The organism is Nocardia sp. BMG111209, assembly GCF_000381925.1.
Taxonomy (GTDB): Bacteria; Actinomycetota; Actinomycetes; order Mycobacteriales; family Mycobacteriaceae; genus Nocardia.
Genome location: NZ_KB907307.1, coordinates 2,740,402 through 2,762,514, shown reverse-complemented (window position 1 = coordinate 2,762,514; position 22,113 = coordinate 2,740,402). Strand labels below are relative to the sequence as shown.

General features: G+C 71.3%; 20 protein-coding genes. 11 read left to right on the top strand and 9 right to left on the bottom strand.

Features of this window, described 5'->3' with window-relative positions; translation table 11 throughout:
* Positions 1–137: 137 nt before the first annotated feature.
* Positions 138–1,265, top strand: a complete 1,128-nt coding sequence (locus G361_RS0112740; RefSeq protein ID WP_019927466.1) for an NDMA-dependent alcohol dehydrogenase — start codon at positions 138–140, stop codon at positions 1,263–1,265.
* 46 nt (positions 1,266–1,311) lie between these two features.
* Here G361_RS0112740 and G361_RS0112735 read toward each other — a convergent pair whose 3' ends face one another.
* On the bottom strand, positions 1,312–2,283 hold the full coding sequence (locus tag G361_RS0112735; protein WP_369797913.1) for an aldo/keto reductase: 972 nt from the start codon (positions 2,281–2,283) through the stop codon (positions 1,312–1,314).
* Between the two features lie 36 nt (positions 2,284–2,319).
* Positions 2,320–3,336 carry a zinc-dependent alcohol dehydrogenase family protein gene (locus G361_RS0112730; RefSeq protein ID WP_019927464.1) on the bottom strand — a complete coding sequence of 339 codons (1,017 nt, stop codon included), beginning with the start codon at positions 3,334–3,336 and terminating at the stop codon, positions 2,320–2,322.
* 143 nt (positions 3,337–3,479) lie between these two features.
* Between G361_RS0112730 and G361_RS0112725 the strand changes: the two genes are divergently transcribed.
* Positions 3,480–4,319, top strand: coding sequence for an LLM class F420-dependent oxidoreductase (locus G361_RS0112725; protein ID WP_019927463.1), 840 nt, complete (start codon positions 3,480–3,482; stop codon positions 4,317–4,319).
* Positions 4,320–4,323: 4 nt separating this feature from the next.
* Here the strand turns inward: G361_RS0112725 and G361_RS0112720 are convergent, their stop codons facing one another.
* On the bottom strand, positions 4,324–4,623 hold the full coding sequence (locus G361_RS0112720; protein WP_019927462.1) for a helix-turn-helix transcriptional regulator: 300 nt from the start codon (positions 4,621–4,623) through the stop codon (positions 4,324–4,326).
* A gap of 270 nt (positions 4,624–4,893) precedes the next feature.
* Between G361_RS0112720 and G361_RS0112715 the strand changes: the two genes are divergently transcribed.
* Positions 4,894–5,265, top strand: a complete 372-nt coding sequence (locus tag G361_RS0112715; protein ID WP_019927461.1) for a hypothetical protein — start codon at positions 4,894–4,896, stop codon at positions 5,263–5,265.
* A gap of 2 nt (positions 5,266–5,267) precedes the next feature.
* On the opposite strand, the gene G361_RS46890 is transcribed toward G361_RS0112715, so the two are convergent.
* Positions 5,268–6,179, bottom strand: a complete 912-nt coding sequence (locus tag G361_RS46890) for a rhodanese-like domain-containing protein (RefSeq protein WP_019927460.1) — start codon at positions 6,177–6,179, stop codon at positions 5,268–5,270.
* Here G361_RS46890 and G361_RS49370 point away from each other — a divergent pair.
* Positions 6,162–6,341 carry a hypothetical protein gene (locus G361_RS49370; RefSeq protein ID WP_155981426.1) on the top strand — a complete coding sequence of 60 codons (180 nt, stop codon included), beginning with the start codon at positions 6,162–6,164 and terminating at the stop codon, positions 6,339–6,341. The genes G361_RS46890 and G361_RS49370 overlap by 18 nt on opposite strands.
* Here G361_RS49370 and G361_RS0112695 read toward each other — a convergent pair.
* The 3 genes from G361_RS0112695 to G361_RS0112685 all read right to left on the bottom strand — a co-directional run bounded on the left by G361_RS0112695 (position 6,331) and on the right by G361_RS0112685 (position 8,788).
* Positions 6,331–6,981: a response regulator transcription factor gene (locus tag G361_RS0112695; RefSeq protein ID WP_019927458.1), complete on the bottom strand. Its 651-nt coding sequence runs from the start codon at positions 6,979–6,981 to the stop codon at positions 6,331–6,333. The genes G361_RS49370 and G361_RS0112695 overlap by 11 nt on opposite strands.
* The gene (locus G361_RS0112690; RefSeq protein ID WP_019927457.1) at positions 6,978–8,258 is read right to left on the bottom strand and encodes a sensor histidine kinase; all 1,281 of its coding nucleotides are present in this window, start codon (positions 8,256–8,258) and stop codon (positions 6,978–6,980) included. The genes G361_RS0112695 and G361_RS0112690 overlap by 4 nt, the downstream gene beginning before the upstream one ends.
* Positions 8,259–8,335: 77 nt before the next feature.
* Positions 8,336–8,788, bottom strand: coding sequence for a hypothetical protein (locus G361_RS0112685; RefSeq protein ID WP_019927456.1), 453 nt, complete (start codon positions 8,786–8,788; stop codon positions 8,336–8,338).
* Positions 8,789–8,967: 179 nt separating this feature from the next.
* Here G361_RS0112685 and lanKC point away from each other — a divergent pair, with 179 nt between their 5' ends.
* The 5 genes from lanKC (at position 8,968) to G361_RS0112645 (ending at position 18,041) form a co-directional block, all read left to right on the top strand.
* Entirely contained in the window at positions 8,968–11,550 is a 2,583-nt protein-coding gene (lanKC, locus tag G361_RS0112680; RefSeq protein ID WP_019927455.1) for a class III lanthionine synthetase LanKC, read from the top strand.
* A 563-nt stretch (positions 11,551–12,113) separates the two neighbouring features.
* Positions 12,114–13,367: an MFS transporter gene (locus G361_RS0112660; protein WP_019927452.1), complete on the top strand. Its 1,254-nt coding sequence runs from the start codon at positions 12,114–12,116 to the stop codon at positions 13,365–13,367.
* The gene (locus G361_RS0112655; RefSeq protein WP_052172655.1) at positions 13,367–15,436 is read left to right on the top strand and encodes a prolyl oligopeptidase family serine peptidase; all 2,070 of its coding nucleotides are present in this window, start codon (positions 13,367–13,369) and stop codon (positions 15,434–15,436) included. Before G361_RS0112660 ends, G361_RS0112655 begins: the two co-directional genes overlap by 1 nt.
* 44 nt (positions 15,437–15,480) lie before the next feature.
* On the top strand, positions 15,481–17,367 hold the full coding sequence (locus G361_RS0112650) for a long-chain fatty acid--CoA ligase (protein WP_019927450.1): 1,887 nt from the start codon (positions 15,481–15,483) through the stop codon (positions 17,365–17,367).
* Complete coding sequence (locus tag G361_RS0112645; protein WP_019927449.1) at positions 17,364–18,041, top strand: PAS and ANTAR domain-containing protein; 678 nt, start codon at positions 17,364–17,366, stop codon at positions 18,039–18,041. The genes G361_RS0112650 and G361_RS0112645 overlap by 4 nt, the downstream gene beginning before the upstream one ends.
* Here G361_RS0112645 and G361_RS43430 read toward each other — a convergent pair.
* Positions 18,004–18,867, bottom strand: coding sequence for an enoyl-CoA hydratase/isomerase family protein (locus G361_RS43430; RefSeq protein ID WP_019927448.1), 864 nt, complete (start codon positions 18,865–18,867; stop codon positions 18,004–18,006). The two genes, G361_RS0112645 and G361_RS43430, sit on opposite strands and share 38 nt — an antisense overlap.
* A 76-nt stretch (positions 18,868–18,943) precedes the next feature.
* Here G361_RS43430 and G361_RS0112635 point away from each other — a divergent pair, with 76 nt between their 5' ends.
* On the top strand, positions 18,944–19,402 hold the full coding sequence (locus G361_RS0112635; RefSeq protein ID WP_019927447.1) for a helix-turn-helix domain-containing protein: 459 nt from the start codon (positions 18,944–18,946) through the stop codon (positions 19,400–19,402).
* 69 nt (positions 19,403–19,471) lie between these two features.
* On the top strand, positions 19,472–21,463 hold the full coding sequence (gene ligA / locus G361_RS0112630) for an NAD-dependent DNA ligase LigA (protein ID WP_019927446.1): 1,992 nt from the start codon (positions 19,472–19,474) through the stop codon (positions 21,461–21,463).
* Positions 21,464–21,506: 43 nt separating this feature from the next.
* On the opposite strand, the gene G361_RS0112625 is transcribed toward ligA, so the two are convergent.
* The gene (locus G361_RS0112625; RefSeq protein ID WP_019927445.1) at positions 21,507–21,947 is read right to left on the bottom strand and encodes a roadblock/LC7 domain-containing protein; all 441 of its coding nucleotides are present in this window, start codon (positions 21,945–21,947) and stop codon (positions 21,507–21,509) included.
* Between the last annotated feature and the right edge of the window lie 166 nt (positions 21,948–22,113).

Sequence of the window (22,113 nt, the reverse complement as noted above, 5' to 3'; positions counted from 1 at the left end):
TCCGCGGCGGCGCGAACCGGATCGCCGCATCCGATCTGCGGCGCGGCCCGGCGGCGTACCATCGGGATTCGCGCAGGCCTGCACCCTGTGGAGATCCCGCACGGTGGTAGCGGTCCGTGCCGGAAAGAGAGCAGACGATGAAGTCCAAGGGTGCACTCATCTGGGAATTCGATCAGCCGTGGCAGATCGAGGAGATCGAGATCGGCGATCCGCGCCGGCACGAGGTGAAGGTCCAGCTGGAAGCGGCCGGCATGTGCCATTCCGACCATCATCTGGTCACCGGTGGAATCCCGATGGCGGGTTTCCCGGTGCTGGGCGGCCACGAGGGCGCCGGGGTGGTCGTCGAGATCGGCGAGGGTGTCGAGGACATCGTTGTCGGCGACCATGTCGTGCTGTCGTTCATCCCCTCCTGCGGAAAGTGCCCCTCCTGCCAGGCCGGAATGCGCAACCTGTGCGACCTCGGGGCGCTGCTGCTGGCCGGCACCTCGGTCTCCGACGGCACACACCGGGTCCGGGCCCGCGGGCAGGACGTCTTCCCGATGACCCTGCTGGGCACCTTCGCCCCGTACACCGTGGTGCACGAGAGTTCGGTGGTGAAGATCGACCCGTCCATCCCGTTCGAGGTCGCCTGCCTGGTCGGCTGTGGTGTGACCACCGGGTACGGCTCGGCCGTGCGCTCCGCCGGCGTCCGCCCCGGTGAGGACGTCGCGATCATCGGCCTGGGCGGGGTCGGCATCTCCGCGCTCCAGGGCGCCGTGCACGCCGGCGCGCGGCACATCTTCGCCGTCGACCCGGTGCCGTGGAAACGCGAACAGGCACTGAAATTCGGTGCCACCCATGCCTTCACGACGATCGAGGAGGCGACCGGCGCGGCCGCGGAGATCACCGCGGGCGGGATGGCGAAGAAGGTGATCGTCACCGTCGGGCACGCGCGCGGCGAGGACGTCGACACCTGGCTCGGCCTCACCGCCAAGGGCGGCACCTGCGTGGTCACCGCCATGGGCAGCCTGATGGACAACCAGGCCACCCTCAACCTCTCGATGCTGACCCTGATGCAGAAGAACCTGCAGGGCACCATCTTCGGCGGCGGCAACCCGCACTACGACATCCCGCACCTGCTGTCGATGTATCAGGTCGGCAAGCTCAACCTCGACGACATGGTCACCCGGCAGTATCCGCTGGAGAAGATCAACGACGGTTACCGGGACATGCTGGAGGGCCGCAACATTCGCGGCATCATCCGCTACACCGACGCCGACCGCTGAGCGGTCCGGCCGGTGGCGCCCCGCCGGGCGCCACCGGGGGCCGGTGTCAGCGTTCGATCATCCGCATCTGGGCCTCGTTGTGGTGATCACCCGCGGGCGGGGTCAGATTGTCCAGGCGGCTGAGCTGTTCGGGGGTGAGGGTGAGGTCGGCGGCGGTGACGTTCTCCTCGAGGCGGGACACGCGCTTGGTGCCCGGGATGGGGACGATGTCGTCGCCGCGGGACAGCAGCCAGGCGAGCGCGATCCGGGCCGGGGTGACGCCGGCGTCGGTGGCGATCTGCCGGACCTCTTCTGCCAGGCGGAGATTGGTGGCGAAGTTGTCACCGGTGAAGCGGGGGTTGGATTTGCGGTTGTCGTGCGCGTCGAAGCCGTCGGTCGAATGGATGGCGCCGGTGAGGAATCCGCGGCCCAGCGGGGAGTAGGCGACGAATCCGATGCCGAGTTCCCCTAGTACGGGCAGGGTTTCGGGTTCGGGGTCGCGGGTCCACAGCGAGTATTCCGATTGCAGGGCGGTGATCGGATGGACCGCGTGGGCGCGGCGGATGGTGTTCGGCCCGGCCTCGGACAGGCCGATGTGCCGGATCTTGCCGGCGGTGACGAGGTCGGCGAGGGCGCCGACGGTGTCCTCGATCGGGGTGGCCGGATCGACGCGGTGCTGATAGTAGAGGTCGATGTAGTCGGTGCCCAGCCGCCGCAGCGATCCCTCGACCGCCGTGCGGATGCTCGCGGGGCTGCTGTCCAGGACGCCGGCGTCGCGGCCGGTGTGGGAGATCATGCCGAATTTGGTGGCGAGTACCGCCTCCTCGCGGCGGCCGCGCAGCGCCTGCCCGACCAGTTCCTCGTTGCGGTACGGGCCGTAGACCTCGGCGGTATCGATCAGGGTCACCCCGAGGTCCAGGGCGCGATGGATGGTGCGGACGGATTCGGCGTCGTCGCTGCCGGCGCCGGTGTAGGCGAACGACATTCCCATCGTGCCGAGTCCGAGGCGGGAAACCTCCAGTCGGCCACCGAGTTTCACAGTCTTCACGGCGCGGATCCTTTCGCGGGGAGTGGGTCAGGGGAGCAGGAGGGTCTTGATCGCGCGGCGCTCGTCCATGGCACGGTAGCCCTCGGCGACCCGGTCGAGCGGGAGGGTGAGATCGAACACCTTGCCGGGATCGATGCGGCCGCCGAGGACCCGATCGATCAGATCGGGCAGGAAACGGCGCACGGGCGCCGCGCCGCCGCGCAGCGCGACATGGGAGCGGAACAGTTCCTGGGCCGGGAAGTCCGCGCCGTGCGGGACGCCGACGAAACCGACGCGGCCACCGGCGCGGGCGGCGTGCCGGGCCTGGGCCAGGGATTCGCCGGTGCCGACGCATTCCAGCACCGCGTCCGCGCCGACGCCGCCGGTGAGATCCTCGATCATCGCGACGCCGTCGTCGCCGCGTTCGGTGACGAGGTCGGTGGCGCCGAAGTCGAGCGCCAGTTTCTGCCGCGACTCGTGGCGGCTCATGGCGATGATGCGTTCGGCGCCGAGCTCCTTCGCGGCCAGGACCGCGCACAGCCCGACCGCGCCGTCGCCGACCACCACCACGGTGTCGCCGGGCCGCACCTCGGCCGCGACGGCGGCGTACCAGCCGGTGCCCATCACATCCGACAGGGCCAGCAGCGCGGGGATCTGGCTCCGGTCCGGATGGTCGGGCAGGGCGATCAGGGTGCCGTCGGCGTGCGGGATGCGCACCACCTCGGCCTGGCACGTGTTGAAGAAGCCGCCGTGGACGCAGGCGGACTGGTATCCGTAGCGGCAGTTGGGGCAGGTGTTGTCCGAATAGGCGAACCCGCCGACGACGAACTGACCCGGTCGCACGGTGGTGACGGCGTCGCCGACCTCCTCGACGACACCCACGTATTCGTGGCCCATCGTCAGCGGCCCGCTGACGTCGTTGATGCCGCGGTAGTTCCACAGGTCCGAGCCGCAGACACAGGTCGCGACCGTGCGGATGATCGCGTCGGTCGGCTGCTCGGGGCGCGGATCGGGCCGGTCCTCGAAACGGATGTCGCCGGGCGCGTGCAGAACGGTGCCTCGCATATTTCTCCTGTCCGGGGCGAGTTCATGGTCCGGTGTCCAGACAACCGCGTGATCGCCGGACGGGGAAGTGTCTGCTGTTCCGGGTACCGGCAGAACCCCCCGAGCGGCGCGCCCGGCCCGCGGCAGCCGCCTAGGCTGGGGGTATGCGCTTCGGTTTCAAGACATCGCCGCAGAATACGACGTGGGCGGACATGCTGGCCGTCTGGCGGGAGGCCGACGGGATCGAGATCTTCGAATCCGGCTGGAACTTCGACCACTTCTACCCGATCTTCTCCGATTCGACGGGCCCCTGTATGGAGGGCTGGGTCACCCTCACCGCGCTGGCCCAGGCCACCAACCGGCTGCGGCTGGGCACGCTGGTCACCGGCGTCCACTACCGGCATCCGGCGGTACTGGCGAATATGGCCGCCACGCTGGACATCGTCTCGGGCGGCCGGCTGGAACTGGGGATCGGCGCGGGCTGGAACGAGGAGGAGTCCGGCGCCTACGGCATCGAACTGGGCAGCCTGCGGGACCGCAGCGACCGGTTCGAGGAGGCGTGCGAGGTGCTCACCGGGCTGCTGAGCGAGCCGACCACCACCTTCGAGGGCCGGTTCTACCACCTGACCGAGGCCCGCAACGAGCCGAAGGGGCCGCAGCGGCCGCATCCGCCGATCTGCATCGGCGGCAACGGCGAGAAGCGGACCCTGCGCACCGCGGCCCGGTTCGCGCAGCACTGGAACTACCTGGGCGGTACGGCGGACGAATTCGCGCGCAAACGCGATGTGCTGCACCAGCATTGCGCCGACATCGGCCGCGATCCGGCGGAGATCACGCTGTCCAGCCACGTCCGGCTGGGCGAGAACGGTGAGATCGGCCCGGCCCTGGAGCAGATCTCGGCACTGGGCGCCGAGGGCCTGGACCTGGCGATCGTCTATCTGGCGCCGCCGCACGGCCCCGAGGTGCTGACCCCGCTCGCCGAGGGACTGGCCACGCTGGCCTGACCGGTCAGGCGGACTGTTCGAGCACCTCGGCCTGACCCGCGACGACCCCGGTGAGGATCGCCCGAGCGACCGCGAGCAGTTCGGCGACCTCGCTGGTGGTCAGCGCGTAGGTGACCGAGAGTCCCTCGCGGCGGGCCGTCACCAGTCCGGCGCGGCGCAGCACCGACAACTGCTGGGAGAGGCTGGCCGCTTCGACACCGATATCGGCCAGCATCTCCGATACGGTGTGGTCCCGCTGACTGAGCAGTTCCAGGACCCGGATCCGCGCCGGATGCCCCAGCGTCTTGAAGAAGTCGGCTTTCATCTGATGGAGCGGCCTGGTCGTTCCGGGCACTGGTCGGCTACTTCCTCTCCGCTGGATGCCGGCACCGGCGCAGGCACCGCCTGGCGTCCGCGCAGTCTAGCAATCACGCGAACCCGCATGTGCGGGAACGTGATTTGCCTGCTTGCATGATTTGTTAATTACATACCTCGTGGAATTCTTCGGGGTTCGCCGTGTGCCGCGGCGGATCGATCGGTAGCGTCGGGCCGCGCGGGGGCCCGAGTCGAATCCCCCCGAAGAGAGGGAAACGCCATGGCGCAGATCGAGATTGCGTTGAAGGACATGATGTTGCTGGACGGCGCGATCGGCGCCGCGGTCGTGGACTACACCAGTGGGATGTCGCTCGGCGCGGTCAGCGCGTCGAAATCCCTGGACGTCGAGGTCGCGGCCGCCGGCAACACCGATCTGATCCGCGCCAAGATGCGCACGATCGAACTGCTCGGCCTGGATCAGGAGATCGAGGACGTGCTCATCACCCTCGGCGGCCAATACCATGTCATCCGCCCGGCCCGCGGTCACCGTTCGCGCGGATTGTTCCTGTACCTCGCGATCGATCGCCACCACGGCAACCTGGCCCTGGCCCGGCACCGGCTGAAGGCCATCGAAGAGGACCTCGAGGTCTGAGGTCAGTGCGGGGTGGTGGCGCGGTCGTGCAGTGCCGCGGCCAGTGGTGCCGCCCCGCCGCGCACGTGCGCGAGCCGCCGATAGCCGAAGGCGCGCAACTGCCGCACGGCCGCACCGGATCCCTGTTCGGAATTGCAGACCACGACGATCTCCCGTTCGGGTCCGGTCAGTGCCGGATGCCCGCGCTCGGCGGGACGGAAAAGTGTTGCCAGATCGGCCTTCCGGACATGGACCGCACCCGGTAGCAGGCCCGCGCCGAGCGTGGGATCGGACCGCACGTCCAGCAGCAGGGCGCCGTCGCGGATCCGCCGCAGCGCGGCCTGTTCATCGATCAGCTCGGCGCGGTCGCCCGGATCACCGGCGGTATCGCCGAGCGCGCGGTGCAGGCGTGCCAGCGCGGCGCGGACCAGCGTCCGGGCCCGTTCGTCGAGGACGGTCGCGCAGGCGTGCCGGGTCATGTCGAAGACCGAGATCCGCAGATTGTCCTGCAGCACAACGCCTCCGAGCGCACGGACCGCGGAGTCGAGTTCGCGGCCCGCGTCCGCGTCGAGACCGGTCCCGGCGGCCCCGGTGGTGAAGGTGACCACCGGCAGGCCGGCCAGCGCGTCGTCGGGCAGCAGTTCCAGCAGCAGCCGGCTGGTGCCGGAATGCCCGGCCCGGATCGCGGGGGAGATCAGCACGACCGCGTCGGCGGCGTCGACCACGGCGACCAGATTGTCCACCGTGGGGTCGGTGGTGTCGCCGTCGACCAGCGCGGCGGCGGTGACCGCGCCGGCGTCCACCACGAAGGTGATGTGCCCCGACTGCTCGAGTGTTTCCGCGACGGACTGGGCCAGCCCGCGGGCCGGCGCGTCGGCGGTCCGCGAACCGACCAGAAGTGCTATCAGCGATACACCATGCTGATCGTCACCCACGAGATGTCCTTCGCGCGGGCAGTCGCGTCCCGGATCCTGTTCCTGGACAAGGGATCCGTCGTGGCGATCGGTACCCCCGGCGAGATCTTCGGCAGTACCGATGCACGCATCCGCCGCTTCCTTGAAACCACCACCGCCGCAACCGTTCCGGTCAGCCCATGAGCCCGCTGCGGTAGGCGAGCACGACGGCCTGGGTGCGGTCGCGGGAGCCGGTCTTGCCGATCACGTGCGCGACGTGGGTGCGGGTGGTGGCCTCGCTGATGAACAGTTCGGCGCTGATCTCGGCGTTGGAACGGCCGTGTGCCATGAGCACCAGCACTTCTCGCTCCCGGGCGGTGAGCGCCGCGAGGGCGGCCGGCGCGGAGGCCGCGCGCGGACCGGCGCGGCGCAGCGTGTCCAGGACGCCGCCCACGATCGCGGGATCGAGCCAGCCGTCGCCGGCGGCGCAGCGGCGGACGGCCTCGACCAGGTCGGCCGGGGCGGCCTGTTTGAGCAGGAAACCGCTCGCGCCGGCGGCCAGCGCCTCCTGCACCGCGGCGGCGTCGTGAAAGGTGGTGAGCACCAGCACCGCCGGGGCGCCGGGGGCCGCGGTGATCTGCCGGGTCGCCGCGATGCCGTCCAGCACCGGCATCCGCAGATCCATGAGAATCACTCGGGGCGAACAGGTTTCGACCGCGGCCACGGCGGCCGCGCCGTCGCCCGCCTCGCCGACCACCTCGATGTCGGCGGCCGCGCCGAGCAGCAGGACGCACCCCGCGCGCACCAGCGCCTCGTCCTCGGCGACGACCACGGTGATGGTCACGACAGCCCGTCCGGGGTCGCGGGCAGCGTGGCGTGCACGCACCAGTCGTCGCCGTCGGGTCCGTAGCGCAGTTCGCCGCCGAGTGCGTCGAGCCGCTCGCGCAGGCCGCGCAGGCCGTTGCCGGAGGACAGCGCGGCCGCCGCGGGTGGCGCGCCGTGGCCGCGGCTGCGGACGGTGAGGTCCAGCGCGGCGTCGGTCCAGGTGATGCCCAGCGCCACCGACGCGTCCCGGCCGGCGTGTTTGGTGGCGTTGGTCAGCGACTCCTGGACGGTCCGGTACGCGGCCAGATCGGCCTCCGGCGGGAGCGGCCGGGCGCGGCCGGTGACCTCGCTGCGCACCCGCAGCCCGGTGCGGTGCGCGGTGTCGAGCAGGCCGTCGACCTCGGTGAACCGGTGTTGCGGGGCGGCCGCGCCGGGGGAGCGCAGCAGGCCCAGCATGGAGTGCAGTTCGGTCATGGCCTGCGCACCCGCCTGCTCGATCACGTGCAGCGCCCGGCCGACCCGCGGATCCGCGCCGGTGGTCATGGCCCGCGCGGCGGCGGCGTGCAGGATCATGCCGGCGACCGCGCCGGAGACGCTGTCGTGCAGTTCGCGCGCGAGTTGCAGGCGTTGTTCGGCCAGCGCCTGTTCGGCGGCCGCGACCAGCCGCTCCCGTTCCGCGCGCGCGTGCTGTTCCCGGCTGTACACCAGCCGGCCGAGGCCCCAGGCGACGGCGAGGATGATCGCCCAGATCGCGGCGGCGGGCAGGAAACCACCCACCTCGTGCTGGGCGGCGGACCGGGCGGAGCGGTAGCTGAACAGGGTCAGCGGCAGTGCCGAGGCGACGAGTACCAGACGGGCGGCCGGGCTCGGCGCCCGCCGCGCGACCGTGTACACCGCCACCAGCAGATAGGCGAACGGATAGTATTGCGGCACAGCGAGATTGATCGCGGTGAACAACCAGGTCGCCACCCACACGGTGAGCGGGAACCGATGCCGCAGCAGTAGCGCGCAACACAGGGCCACGGTCAGCGTGGGCAGTCCCCACCACGGCAGCCGGCCGCCGCCGGTCAGATCGCGGTGCGCCCCGCCCCAGACGGCCATGTCCACCAGGCCGACCACGACGACCAGGGTCACGTCGGCGATCCCGCGGCGCAGTGCGGCCGCCCCGGTCCGCGCCGGTGGTCGCCGGCTCGTCGCGGCCGGACCGCCGCCACCGCGCGCGGTACGCAGACGCGCGAGCACCGGCCGGCGAACCGGTGCGGGTTCGCCCGGATCCGTCGGCTCGGGCCGCTGCATACCCGTCAGTGTCCCACGGGCCCCGCCGCCGGTCGTGGCCATCGGGACGGCTTCCGGGAGAAGGGGGTCCGGCCGGTTCAGTCGTTGCCGAACACGTGCAGCAGCCAGCGGATCGGGTCGTTCACGAACGATACGGACGATCCGGCCGGGGCCGGTGGCGGCGGCTCGGCGAGCACCGCGCGCAGTGCGTCGACGACCTCCGCCCGGGTGGGCTCGGGGGTGGGCGCGCCGCCGTCCGGCGTCGTGACCGGTATCTCGTGCGGGGGCGCCGCCGACGCCGAGAGTAGTTGCAGCAGAACCAGTTCCGGCGCGTCGGGAATCACGCGGACGCGCGCGACGTCGATCACCTCGGTGACGCCGGGGGCGGATACGCCGATCCGCAGCGCGTGGAGGCCGCTCGCCAGTTGCTCGTTCAGCGGTCGGTCGACGAGGGCGTATTCCGGATCGACCAGGGTGGCCGCGCCGAGCCGCGGGCCGGTGGCCCCGTCGTCGCCGACCGTGTACACCGCGACGAAGGTCTGCGTCGTCATGGACAGCAGTGTCGCACGGAACCCGGTGCTACCGCGGGGCGATGAGCATCCTCATCGCGCCGCGGTAGGCGCGGAACACCGCAGCGGGCCGATTCGCGCGAGGGCCGCGCCGGGCCATTCTTGCCTTGTTCGATTCCCACCCCGGCGGATCCCGCCGAAGCCAGAAGGGCAGCAGCACAATGCTTCACGACGCAGCATTCGCGTTCGCCCACCCCGACCACTACGAGCCGTACGAGCGCACCGATCCGGGCACGCGATTCAATCCCACGCGGCCCCCGGCCGGCTGGACGCGGCACGAGTCCGACGTGTGGACGCAGTGGACGCCACCGCACACCGAACTGCCCGAGCAGGGCTGGAAGGTGCACGTGTCGAGCGCACTCGCCACCACCGGCCAGGTGCTCGACGTGGTGAGCGCGATCTGCGCCGAACTGGTTGTGCCGTTCAAACATCCGACCGGTCTCAACTATTTCGCGTGGATGCACGGCAAGCACAGCAGCCGCGTGCAGAGCGGCAAGTTCTGCACCCTGTATCCCGCGACGGCGGACCTGGCCGCGACCCTGCTGGCCCGGCTGGAAGCCGAATTGTCCGGAGTCGCCGGGCCGTATGTGCTGACCGACCGGAGATTCGGTGCCTCGCAATGCGTTTCCTACCGCTACGGCGCCTTCCGGGCGCGGTACCGGCTGGAGCCCGACGGCACCCGGGTGCCGGTCGTGCGCCTGCCCGGCGGCGCCGACATCCCCGACGAGCGCCGTCCCGAATTCGTCCTGCCCGAGGGTGTCGCGGACCCGTTCCAGCCGGCCGACGAGCCGGATCCGGACGAGGAGGTGAGCTTCCACGGCTACACCTTCGACAGCGTGCTGCGGCACAGCAACGCCGGCGGCGCCTACCGCGCGCACCGGGCCGACGGCACCGTCGTCTTCGTGAAAGAGGCTCGGGCGCATACCGGTTACGTCGGGGACGAGGATGCCGGCACCCGGCTGCGGCGCGAATATCTCACGCTGCGGGCCCTGCACGCGGCCGCGCCGGGCCTGGCGCCGGAACCGGTCGAACTGTTCACCGAATGGGAACACACCTATCTGGTCACCGAATTCGTGCCCGGCGCCACGCTCGACAAGTGGATGGTCGCGAACACCCCGCTGATCCACGCGGGGGAGGAGTCCGCGGTCCTCGCCGACTACTACCGGCGGTGTACGCACATTCTCGACCGGGTCACCGCCCGGCTGGCGGAACTGCACGAGCTCGGTTACGCCTTCGTGGACGTCTCGCCCGGCAACATCCTCGTCGACGCCGGAGATACCGTGCGGCTGATCGACTTCGAGGCGACCCAGCCCGCCGACCGTCCGCTGGGCCTGCTCGGCACACCGGGTTACGAACCACCGGAATCGCGGTCGCGCAGCGGCCGGGCCACGACCGATCCGTTGCATGTGGACGCCTACGGGTTGTCCGCGCTCGCGCAACTGCTGGTCTTCCCGATGCACGAGGCCGCCCGGCGGTGCCCGGAGACGCTGGACCACCTGTATGCCGAACTGGCCGAACGGTGTCCGCCACCGGCGCCGCTGTGGTCGGCTGTGCTGCGGAACCGCCCCGGCCGGACCGTGCGGTACCTGCCGGGCCCGGCGCGGGTGCGCTCGGCCCCGGCGGAGGCGGTGCGCCTGCTGCGCGACCGCACCGCCGACGCGCTGGAGCGGATGGCCGAGCCCGGCAATCCACGCTGGGTGTATCCCACCGGGCCGCAAGGACATCGGACCAACACCCGATGTGTGGCGCACGGGACCGCCGGGGTGCTGCACGCCCTGCGCGCCGCCGGTCGCGAGATCGACCCGGCGGTGTCGAACCGGCTGCGCGCCGATGCGCTGCGCGAACGTCGTGCCACCGGCCCGGGACTGTTGTTCGGCAATGCCGGAATCGCCTGGGTCCTGGACGATCTCGGTGAGCACGACGCCGCGGCGGAACTGCTCGCCGCGGCCGGCGCGCACCGGCTCGCGACCGAATCACCCGGCTGGGGCGGCGGCGCGGCGGGTGTCGCGACGACCCACCTGTCGTTCTTCCACCGCACCGGTGATACGTACCACCTCGACCGGGCGCAACGCCTGCTCGACGGTATCCCCGACGGTGACGCGCTGACCGCCGCGCTGGGGCCGGACCATCCGTCCGGCCTGGTGCGCGGCCGTCCCGGTATCGCCCTCGCGCTGTACTACCTGGCCGCCTTCACCGGGAGCGACGAGCCGTTCGAGCGCGGATTACGCCTGCTGCGTGACGAACTCGTCCACGCCGAGCCACTGCCGGTGGGCGCCACCGGATTCCGGATGTCGGCCACCGATCGGCGCAACATGCCGTATCTGAGTTGCGGCAGTGCGGGTTTCGCACTCGTCGCGGCCCGGTACCTCGGCCGCCGGCCGGATCCGGAACTCGCCGAACTGCTGCGCACCTGCGTGCGGGCGGTCGACATCCGGTTCACCGCGAGCCCTGGCCTGTTCCAGGGGCAGGCCGGAATGGCGCTCGTACAGGCCGATCTCGCCGCCCGCTTCCCGGCCGGGAACTTCCTGCCGGATCCGGCCGCCCGGCCCACGGCCCTGTTCAAGTACGCGATCGCCGACGAGACCGGCGTCCGCTGGCTCGGCACCTCCGGGCAGCGGCTCACCGCCGAACTGGCCAGCGGATCCGCGGGCATCCTGCTCGCCCTCCAGCACGCCACCGCCGGCGTCACCGATCCGCTGTTCACCCTCGACCACTGCCTCGAACCCGCCCTGTGCGCGCGCTGACCGGCACCCATCCCCCCGACCCCCGAACCCGACGAGCCGACGAAAGGAGGTGAACGACATGACCAAGGTTCTGAAGCTGCAGCTGCAGTCCGATCCCGAGCTCGGTGACGACGCCCCGATCAGCACGCAGAGCAACGGCCCCGTGTGCATGGGCGTCGACGAGGCCGTGGCCTGAGCCGAGCGCACTCCCCCCGACCCCGACGAAGCGACGAAAGGAGGTGAACGACATGACGAAGGTTCTGAAGCTGCAGTTGCAGTCCGATCCGGAGCTCGGTGACGACGCTCCGATCAGCACGCAGAGCAACGGCCCCGTGTGCATGGGCGTCGACGAGGCCGTGGCCTGATCCCGGCGTCTCGGCCGGTAGCGATTCGCCGGACCCGGCATGTGGTGCCGGGTCCGGCGGATCGGTTCGTACCCACCATGATTCGAGAGGAAACAACGATGAAGAGAACCAATCCGGTCGCGCTGGCGGTCATGATCTCCGACGACGAATTGTTCGACGACGTGCCGATCAGCGTGCTGTCCATCACCTATTGCGACGACGCGTATTTCGGGTGACGTCATGAGAATCACGGCTACCGCGACCCCCGCCGCCGATCTGCGGCGGTACCGGGTGGCGCAGACGGCCTCGACCTTCGGCAGCACCCTCACCGCGACCGCGGTCTCCGTGGTCGCGGTCGTCGGGCTGGGGGCCGGGCCGCGCGGGACGGCCTGTGTCGTGGCCGGCGCCATGATCCCGTCCCTGGTACTCGGTCCGGCGGCCGGCGTGCTGCTGGACCGGGTGCGCCGACCGCGGCGGCTGCTGCTGACGGCCGATCTGGTCGCCGCGGCCGCCGTGCTCACCTGCGCGGTGGCGACGACCGCGGGCGCGCTGACCCTCGCCGGACTGATCGCGCTGTCCGTCGTACTCGGCACGGCCCGGGTGGTGATCGAGGGCGTCTACTTCGCCCATCTGACCACGCTCGGGGTGACCGACCTGGGCCGGGCCCGCGCCGGACTGCAATCGGCCACCATGGCTTCGCGGTCCGTCGCGGCCACCGTCGCCGGGCCGCTGGTGACCACGGTCGGCGCGGCCGCGATGTTCGCCGGTGACGCGATCACCTACCTGTTCAGCGCGTACTGCCTCGTCCGCATCACCGCGCCGGATCTGCGGCCGACCGAGCCGCGGCAGGGCTTCGCCCGCGAATTCGCCGACGGCGTACGGGTGGTGCGCGGCCATCCGTTGCTCGCGGCGCTGGCGCTGTACGTGCTCGCCGGTGGCGTCACCGCGGGCGGGGTCAGCGCGCTGCGGGCGGTGTTCCTGTTGCGCGTGGCGGCGTTACCCGTTGCGGCGTACGGGATTCCGGCGGTGATCGCGACCCTGGCCGCGGCCGCCGGTGCGCTGGTGGCGCCGCGGCTGCACGTCCCGGCGGGCCGGGTGCTGTCGCTGTCGGTGCTCGGCGCCGCGCTCGGCACCGCGGTGCTGCCGGCGGCATCGGGGCCGGTCGCGGTCGTCCTGGTCACCGCCTGCGTGGCGACCGCGGTGCCGATGTTCTTCGGCGCGCTGTTCAACATCGCGCTGGTGACGGTGATCGGTGACGGCGCCGGTGACGGGTATTTCGCGCGGATCGGCGCCCTGCTCGCCACCGGGACCACCGCGGCGGGCCTGCTCGGCGCGGTGCTGGGCGGGACGCTCGGCGAACGTTTCGGGGCCCGCACCGCGATCGGGATGTTCGTCGTCGCCGATCTCGTTGTGGCGGTGGCCTTTCTGGTGGCCGTCGAGCGGGTGGGCGCCGCGCGCGCCGCCACCGCCGACCCGACCGTGGCGGTGGCGTGATGTGCGCCGGACATCCCCGGCCGCCCCGGTCGGATACGTGGGATACGTTGCACGGCATCCGGATTCCGGATCCGTACCGCCGATTGGAGGATCCGGCGGACCCGGACGTGCCGGGCTGGCTGGCGGCCCAGCGGCAGCGCACCGACGCCTGCCTGGCCGGCCTGCCCGGTCAGCAGCGGCTGCGCATGCTGGTGCGCGACATCCTCGTTCCGGGACCGACCGCCTCGCCGGTGAAAGCCGCTGGCGCGCACCGGTTCCGGGTCGGCCGGGCGAATCCGGCGGGACCGTGGCACCTGCAGATCGCCGACGGCCCGGATGCGGACTGGCGAACCCTGCTCGACGCGACATCCCTGGGCGCACGGCCGATCCTGCGCCGTTGGGTGCCCGCGCCGGACGGCCGGTACCTCGCCGTACAGGCGAGTATCGGCGGGTCGGAGGACACCACCCCGCTGTCGCTGATCGACACCGCGACCGCGACCGTGGTGGAGACCTGCCCGCTGACCCGGTACTCGCCGGTGGAGTGGCTGGCCGACGGCAGCGGCTACTTCTATGTGCGCCGCCACGGGAACCGTTGCGGCAGTGGGGTGTACCGGCATCTGCTGGGAACCCCTCATACCGCCGACGAACTGCTGATCGGCGACGAGGATCCGGTCGGCCGCTACCACCTCGCCCTCTGGCACGATCGCTGGCTGGTCGTCACCGGCCGATCCGGCACCAGCCGCAGCACCCGGGTCTGCGTCGCCGACGTGGTCGCGGGCGGGCCGCCGCGCGCGGTCGGGCTCGGCGGGCTGTCCTCGGCCGGCATCGTGATCGACGGCGCTGACCGGATGCTGGCATTGTCCACCGCGGCAAGCGAATTCGGGCAGCTGCTGGTGGCCGACCCCGTACCGTCGGGTGGCTGGGGCCCGTGGCGGGTGCTGGTGCGGGCCGACGAGCCCGCAGTGCTGTCGGCCTTCGCGGTGGCCGCGGCCGGCGAGGAGGATCGGCTGCTGATCGTGCGGGAGCGGGACGGGTGCGTGACCCTGTCGGTGCACGACGCGCACGACGGGACCTGGCTGCTGGACGCGGATCTGCCCGGCGCGGGCACGGTCGCGGCGATCACGGCCGGCGACGAGCCGGGCGTACTCGTGCTCAGTTACACCGATTGGCTACGGCCGCTGGGCATGTGGCGGCTGGACGTGCGGACCGGGGCCGTCGCCGCGGCCGATCCGGCGGCGCGCGCCCTGTCCGGAATCACGGTCACCCGCACCACCTTCCGCTCCGGTGACGGCACCGAGGTGCCGCTGACCGTGCTGGCTCCGGCCGGGCCGCGGATACCGCGGCCCACCATCCTGAGCTGCTACGGCGGTTTCGGCATCACCCTGCGGCCCGGATATCAGCCCGACGGGCTGACCTGGGTGCGGGCCGGCGGGGTGATGGCCATCGCGGGGGTCCGCGGCGGCGGCGAACGCGGCCGGCAGTGGCATCGCGACGGCGCAGGCGTGCACAAGCCCAACGCCTTCGCCGATCTGCACGCGGCGGGGGACTGGCTGGTGGCCTCGGGCTGGACCCGGCGCGGCGGGCTGGCGCTGCAGGGCGGCAGCAACGGCGGGCTGATGGCGGTCGGCGCGATGGTGGCGCGGCCGCGGGACTACGCCGTGGTCGTCAGCGCCGGCGCCCCGCTGGACATGGTCCGCTACGAACGCTGGGGGCTGGGCCGGGCCTGGCGCGAGGAGTACGGCTCCGCGGCCGATCCCGTCGCGCTGCGGGTCCTGTTGCGGTACTCGCCCTATCACAACGCCGTCGCGCGGGCCGGCACGCCGTGCCACTGGCCGCCCACGCTGCTGACCACCGGCGACAGCGACACCCGGGTCCCCGCGGTGCACTCGCTGAAGATGGCCGCCGCGCTGGACTGCGACGGCGGCGGGCCGGTCCTGCTGGACGTGATCGCGGGCATGGGCCACGCCGGGGGCGGCCGGGACCCCGAACTCGCCCTCGTCCGCCTGCTCGCCTTCGTCGCCCGCCACACCGGATTACGACTGGACTACGACCCCGAATCCGCTGATCCGGCCCCACCGCAGCCGGGCTAAGTTAACATCGATTCTCCAGGCTCGGATCGGCAGTGGAGTGGACGATGTTGCACCGGCGCGGTCCGTTGGTCACCTTCGGGCATGCGTCGGGGGCGGTGGTCGTGACGCTACCGGAGGCGTTCGGGGAGACCGTGTCGATGCGGCCGGACGCGATCGCGCTGTGCACCCAGGACGGTGACCGCGCGCTGACCTGGGCCGACTACGACGGCGAGGTACGCCGGATCGCGGCGGGTCTGGCGGCACTGCTGCGGGGGTGGGGTGAGACGATCGGGCTGCTGCTGACCAACCGGATCGAATTCCATCTCGTCGACACCGCGGCACTGCATCTCGGCGCGACCCCGTTCTCGATCTACGCGACCCTGCCCGCGGCCCGGATCGCCGAGATCTGCGCGAACGCCGGCAACCGGATCCTCGTCACCGAGCGGCAGTTCTTGAATGTGGTGTGGGACACCGGGATCGCGTTCGCCTGTGTGATCTGTGTCGACGGGCCCGCGTCGGGTGCGGTCGATCTCGCCGACGTGATGCGAAATCCACTGCCGCACTTCGATTTCGACGCGATCCGGCGTCAGGTGCGGCCGGAGGATCTGGCCACGATCGTCTACACCTCCGGCACCACGGGCGCGCCGAAGGGCGTCGAGCTGACCCACGCCAACATCCTCGCCCAATTGGCCGCGCTCGCAGTGGAATTGCCGACCGGCGGCGGCGATCGCATCATCTCCTATCTGCCCGCCGCGCACATCGCCGACCGTGTCACCGCGCACTACGCGAACATCGCGCGCGGGATGCGGGTGGTGCCGATCGCCGATCCGCACCGGTTCGCGGACGCGCTGGTCGCGGTGCGGCCCACCGTCGTGTTCGGGGTGCCGCGGGTCTGGCACAAGGCGCAGGCCGCGATCGAGGGGGCCGTGGCGGCTGACCCGCGGCGGCTGCGGCGCCGGATGGCCCGCTGGGCGCTGGGGGTCGGGGTGCGGGCCGCGCGCGCCGAGCGGGGCCGGGGCTGCGGGCCGCTGCTGCGGCTCCGGTATCGGATCGCGGAAACCCTTGTGCTGGCACGTATCCGGCGCCGGATCGGACTGGACGAGGTGCGGTTCGCGGCGTCGGGCGCCGCGCCGATCTCGGCGGAGGTCCTGGAGTTCTTCCACGGCCTGGGGATCCGGCTGACGGAGGTGTGGGGACTGTCGGAGGCCGCCGGGGTCAGCACCGCCACCACCGTGACCGAGCCCGCGCTCGGTTCGGTCGGAAAGGCCGTGCCCGGAACGGAACTCGCGCTGGCTGCGGACGGTGAGATCATGCTGCGCGGCCCGATGGTGATGCGCGGCTACCGCCGGGACCCGGGCCGGACCGCCGCCACGTTCACCCCCGGCGGCTGGCTGCTGACCGGCGATCTCGGCATGCTCGACCCCGACGGCAATCTGCGCATCATCGGCCGCAAATCCGAGATGATCATCAACGACTCCGGGAAGAACATCGCCCCGGCGCTCATCGAGAACGCCGTGCGCGCGGCCTCCTTCCTGATCGGACATGTGGTGGTCGTCGGCGAGGGCCGGCCCTATCTGGTGGCGCTGATCACCCTCGACGGCGACGCCATCGGCAGCGACGCCCGGACCCAGGGCGTGGTCGCCGCGGACGTCGCGGAACTCGTGCGGCGCGCCGGCGTGCGGGAGCGGGTCGTCGCCGCGGTCCGGTCCGCCAACGCCACCGTCTCCCGGCCGGAACGGATCAAACGGTTCGTGCTGCTGGATCATGTCTGGCAGCCCGGCAGCGACGAACTGACCCCGAAGATGTCGGTGCGCCGCGCGGCCGTCGAACGCAACTACGCCGACGTGATCGAGGACCTCTACGCCGACGCGCCCACCGGGGATGTGCAGGATACGGTGGATCCGACCCCCCGTCGTCCCGAGCCGGTCCGCAGACGGAGAATGACGCGATGACCACACCGAACCCGTCCGAGACCCCCGCGCACGCGACGGCCGACACCGAGGCCGGCAGCGGGCCGGTCGTCGGCGCGTTCACGTTCTGGTTCGCCACCCGGCGCTGGGAATGGTCGCCGGAGGTGTACCGGATGCACGGCTACACCCCCGGCGACGTCGAACCGTCCACGACGCTGTTGCTGTCCCACGTCCACCCCGACGACCGGGCCCGGGTCGCGGACCTGATCACCGAGACGGTCGAACGCGGTGAGCCGTTCTCCAGCCGGCACCGCATGGTCGACGTCGACGGGCAGGAGCACGCGGTGATGGTCGTCACCGACCAGCTGCATCACGAGGACGACACCCCGGTCGGCGTCAGCGGGTACCACATCGACCTGACCGACACCCTGCTCGACACCACGCTCGCCGACACCACCGACGACAACCGCGCCATCATCGAGCACCGCGCGGTCATCGAGCAGGCCAAGGGGGTGATCATGCGGACCTACGGCATCACCGCCGACCAGGCGTTCAAGGTGCTCGCGTGGCGGTCCCAGGAGACCAACGTCAAACTCCGCGACTTCGCGGCCCGGCTGGTGGCCCAACTGCCCACCATCCCACCCCCGCCGGCCACCACCGCCTTCGATCACCTCCTGCTCACCGCGCACGATCGCGTTCCGCCCCAACCGGATTGAATGCCGCCGGGCCGCAATGCTCGATCAGGCTCTCCAGCTCGAGCTCGCCGGCCCGGGTCTGGGCCCCGGCCGCCAGTGCCGCCGAAAAGCGTTGCCGGGCATCGTCTCCGGTGAACAGCGGCAGCAGCAGCTCGGTCTCGCGGGCCAGCCCCTCGGCCAGCGGCAGTTCCGCCGCGGCCCGTACCGCCCGGAGCGCGGCGGCCACCGCGGCCGGTGGCTGCCCGGCGATGCGGCGGGCCAGATCGTCGACGAATTCGCCGAGTTCGGCGGCGGGCAGCGCGCGATCGATCCAGCCGTACCGTTCGGCGGTGCGCGCGTCGTGCAGCCCGCCGCCCAGGACGACCTCGAGCGCGCGGGAACGCCCGATCAGCCGCGGCAGCAACTGGGTTCCGCTGCCGCCGGGGAAGATCCCGAGTCCCACCTCGGGCTGCCCGAACCAGGCGTGATCCAGTGCGGCATAACGCATGTCGAGGGACAGCAGGAATTCCGCGCCGCCGCCGCGCACCCGGCCCGCGATCTTCGCGATGGTGGGCCGCGACAGTTCCCGATACCGCGCGAACAGGGTCGGCGCCGGTCCGCGCGCATACGCCGCCAGCGCCTCGGGATCCGTCACCAGCCGCATATCACCGTGGGAGAGAAAGAATTCCGGGTCGGCACTGGTGAACACGACCACCCGGGTGCCCGGATCGTCGCGGATGTCGTGGTACAGCCGGTCCAGATCGGCGATCAGGATCTCGTCGAACAGATTGACCGGCGGATGGTCGATCGTGACGGTGGTGACGCCCCGCGCGGAATCGACGGACAGCGCGGTGTAGCGATCGCTCATGGCACTCCTGAGTTCTGTTGTAGAACTCAGAATCTAGCTGACTTCTCATAGAGAACTCAACCGGTAGGATTTCGGCATGGAGTGGACATCGGTGGGCCTGGGCAACTGCCCGCTGGTCCGCGCCCTGGAGGTCGTCGGCAGCCGCTGGACATTGCTCGTGCTGCGCGAGATGTTCAACGGCGTGCGGCGTTTCGAGGACATGCAGCAGCACCTCGGGGTGTCCACCTCGGTGCTGAGCCGCCGGCTGGCCGAGATGGTCGGCGAGGGCCTGGCCGAGCGCCGCCCGTACCGGGTGGACGGCCGCCGCGAACAGCACGAATACCTGCCCACGGCCAAGGCCTGGGAGCTGTATCCGGTGGTGGTCGGCCTGATGCAGTGGGGCGACCGCCACCTCGCCGACCCCGAGGGGCCGCCGGTCCGGCTGGTCGACCGCGACTCCGGTGCGGACGTGATCGCGGCGGTCGTTCCGGCCGGCACCGCGACCTGCGCTCCCGCCGACATCGTCGTGGTGCCGGCCGCGGGGAACGCCTGCTGAACCGGTCCGGCGGACGGTGACGACCGGTCCGTTCCCGGGTGTCGGTGGGACTGGGTAGCGTCTGGTCCCGTGGAAACCGGTGAACGCATTCGAGAGCTCGCGGATCGCATCGTGGCGCTGCGCGACGCCTACTATCAGGGCGCGCCGCTGGTCGCGGACGCCGAGTACGACGCGGTCGAGGACGAGCTGCGGGAGCTGATCGCCGCGCATCCGGACCTCGCGCCCGATCCGAATCCGCTGGAGCAGGTCGGCGCGCCCGCGGTGCTGCACGCGCCGATCCGTCATTCGCGGCCGATGTTGTCGCTGGAGAAGGCGACCAGACCGGAGCAGGTCGCGGCGTTCTTCGACCGGTTCCCGGGGCAGCCGGTGGTGGTGATGCCCAAACTCGACGGGTTGTCGCTGGCCCTGGTGTACGAGGACGGGCGGCTGGTCCGCGCGATCACCCGGGGCGACGGGACCACCGGTGACGATGTCACGATGCTGGTCCGCGCGCTGGTCGACGGCGTGCCGGAGCGTATCGAGGTACCGGGCCGGGTGGAGGTGCGCGGCGAGGCGGTGATGCTGCGGTCGACCTTCCTCGCCTACAACACCGCACATCCGGACAAGCCGCTGATCAACCCGCGCAATGCGGCGGCGGGCACGCTGCGGGCGAAGGATCCGGCCACGGTCGCCGAGCGGCGGTTGCAGTTCCACGGCTTCGATCTGGACACCTCCGACGGTGGCGCCGCGGTCGATCTGGGCGAGGGGCTGCGGGCGCTCGGGGTCGCGGGGGCGGCGATGCGGGTGTGCGCCGACGCCGAACAGGCGCAGGCGGCGATCACCACGATCGAATCCGGCCGCAACGAGCTTGACTACGACATCGACGGCGCGGTGCTGCGGCTGGCCGACCGCGACGCGTACGCCGCCGCGGGCACCCGGTCCAACAGTCCGCGGGGTGCGCTCGCGTTCAAGTTCGCGGCGGAGGAGAAGACCACGCTGCTGGTCGACGTGGTCTGGGATGTCGGCAAGACCGGCAAGATCGTCCCGGTCGCGTGGCTCGAGCCGGTGTTCGTGGGCGGTACCACGGTCACGAAGGCGACGCTGGCCAATCAGGAGGTGATCCGCGGCCGCGATATCAAGGTCGGGGATACGGTGCTGGTCCGCCGCGCCGGCGATGTGATCCCGTTCGTGGCGGGTGTGCTCGATGCCTCGCGGCGCACGGGGGCCGAGCGCGAGATCGTCCCGCCGACGGCCTGCCCCTCGTGTGGGCAGCCGGTGACGGAACAGGGCAACAGCCGGGAGTTGTTCTGTACCAACGCTTCCTGCCCCGCGCAGACCGTCCGGCGGCTGATCCACTGGGCGTCGCGCGCGGCCGCGGATATCGATGCGATCGGCCCGGTGTGGATCGAACGTCTCGCCGAGGCGGGCATTCTGGAGAATCCGTCGGACTTCTACACGCTGACCCAGGAGCGCCTGCTCGAATTCGATCGCATCGGGGAGGTTTCGGCCGCCCGGATGATCGAGTCGATCGATATCAGCCGCGCGGTGGGCCTGCGCCGTGCGCTGATCGGCCTCGCGATCCCGATGGCCTCCGACGGCACCGCCGCGCGGCTCGCGCGGTCCGGATTCGGATCCCTCGAGGAGGTCGCCGACGCCGGTGCGGAGCGGCTGGTGGCCGTCGAGGATATCGGGCCCAAGGTGGCCGCCTCGCTGGTCGAGCACCTCACCCGGCTGCGCCCGGAACTGGAACGGCTGCGCGCCGCCGGTGTGTCGCTGGACGTGCGCGCGGAGGACCTGCCCCCGGTGGTCGCCGCGGGCGCGCCGCTGGCGGGCAAGACGGTGGTGATCACCGGTGCGCTCACCGACCCCCGATCGGGTGAGAAGGTCGCCCGGCCGACCTTCCAGCGCCTGTGCGAGAAGGCCGGTGCGACAACGGCTTCCTCGGTCTCGGCGAATACCGATCTGCTGATCACCGGCGCGGGCGTCGGCGACAGCAAGCTGACCAAGGCGGAGAAACTCGGCGTCGAGGTCATCGATCAGGGCGAGATCTGGACTCTGCTGATCGACGCCAAGATCGTCTAGGCCGATCGTGCGGCGGGCCGGTGTGGCCCGCCCGCACGACCGCCTAGGACTGCCCGAGCGTCGGCATGCTCTGCGCCCACTGCCGGCGCGGCAGGCTGCCGAGTTCGTGGCCCACCCGGACGGCGATCTCGTTCATGCGGTGCGCGACCAGATTCACATCGGCGTCGCGGATGGTGGACACGCCGATCAGCGCGCCGTCGCCGACCGCGGTGATGAAGATCATCCCGTCGTCGTATTCGGTCATGTTCTGCCGGACGCTGGTGACGTTGCCGGAGAATTCGCCCAGCGCCTTGCCCAGTGAGCGCAGCCCGGACGCGGCGGCGGCGAAGCGCTCCGCGTTGTCGAGGGTGATCTCGCCGATGTGCGCGATCCGGAGGCCGTCCTCGGAGAGCAGGACCGCGAACCGGACATCGGGCACCGCCAGCCCCTCCAGCATCCAGGCCGCCTTGTCGGCATTGGTGGTCGCGCTCTCGAATGTGCTCATAGGAAGTAATCCCTTCGGTCTGACCGGATGTGGCGGCAGCGTCGGCTCATCCGGGCGGCATTCGTGGATCGGGGCCTGCGCTCCGCCTTTTCCGGTAACCCCGAAATCGGGCACGACAGTGTGCCGTCGAATGCTGGAGTCCCCTCCCGACATTTCAGCACGTGCG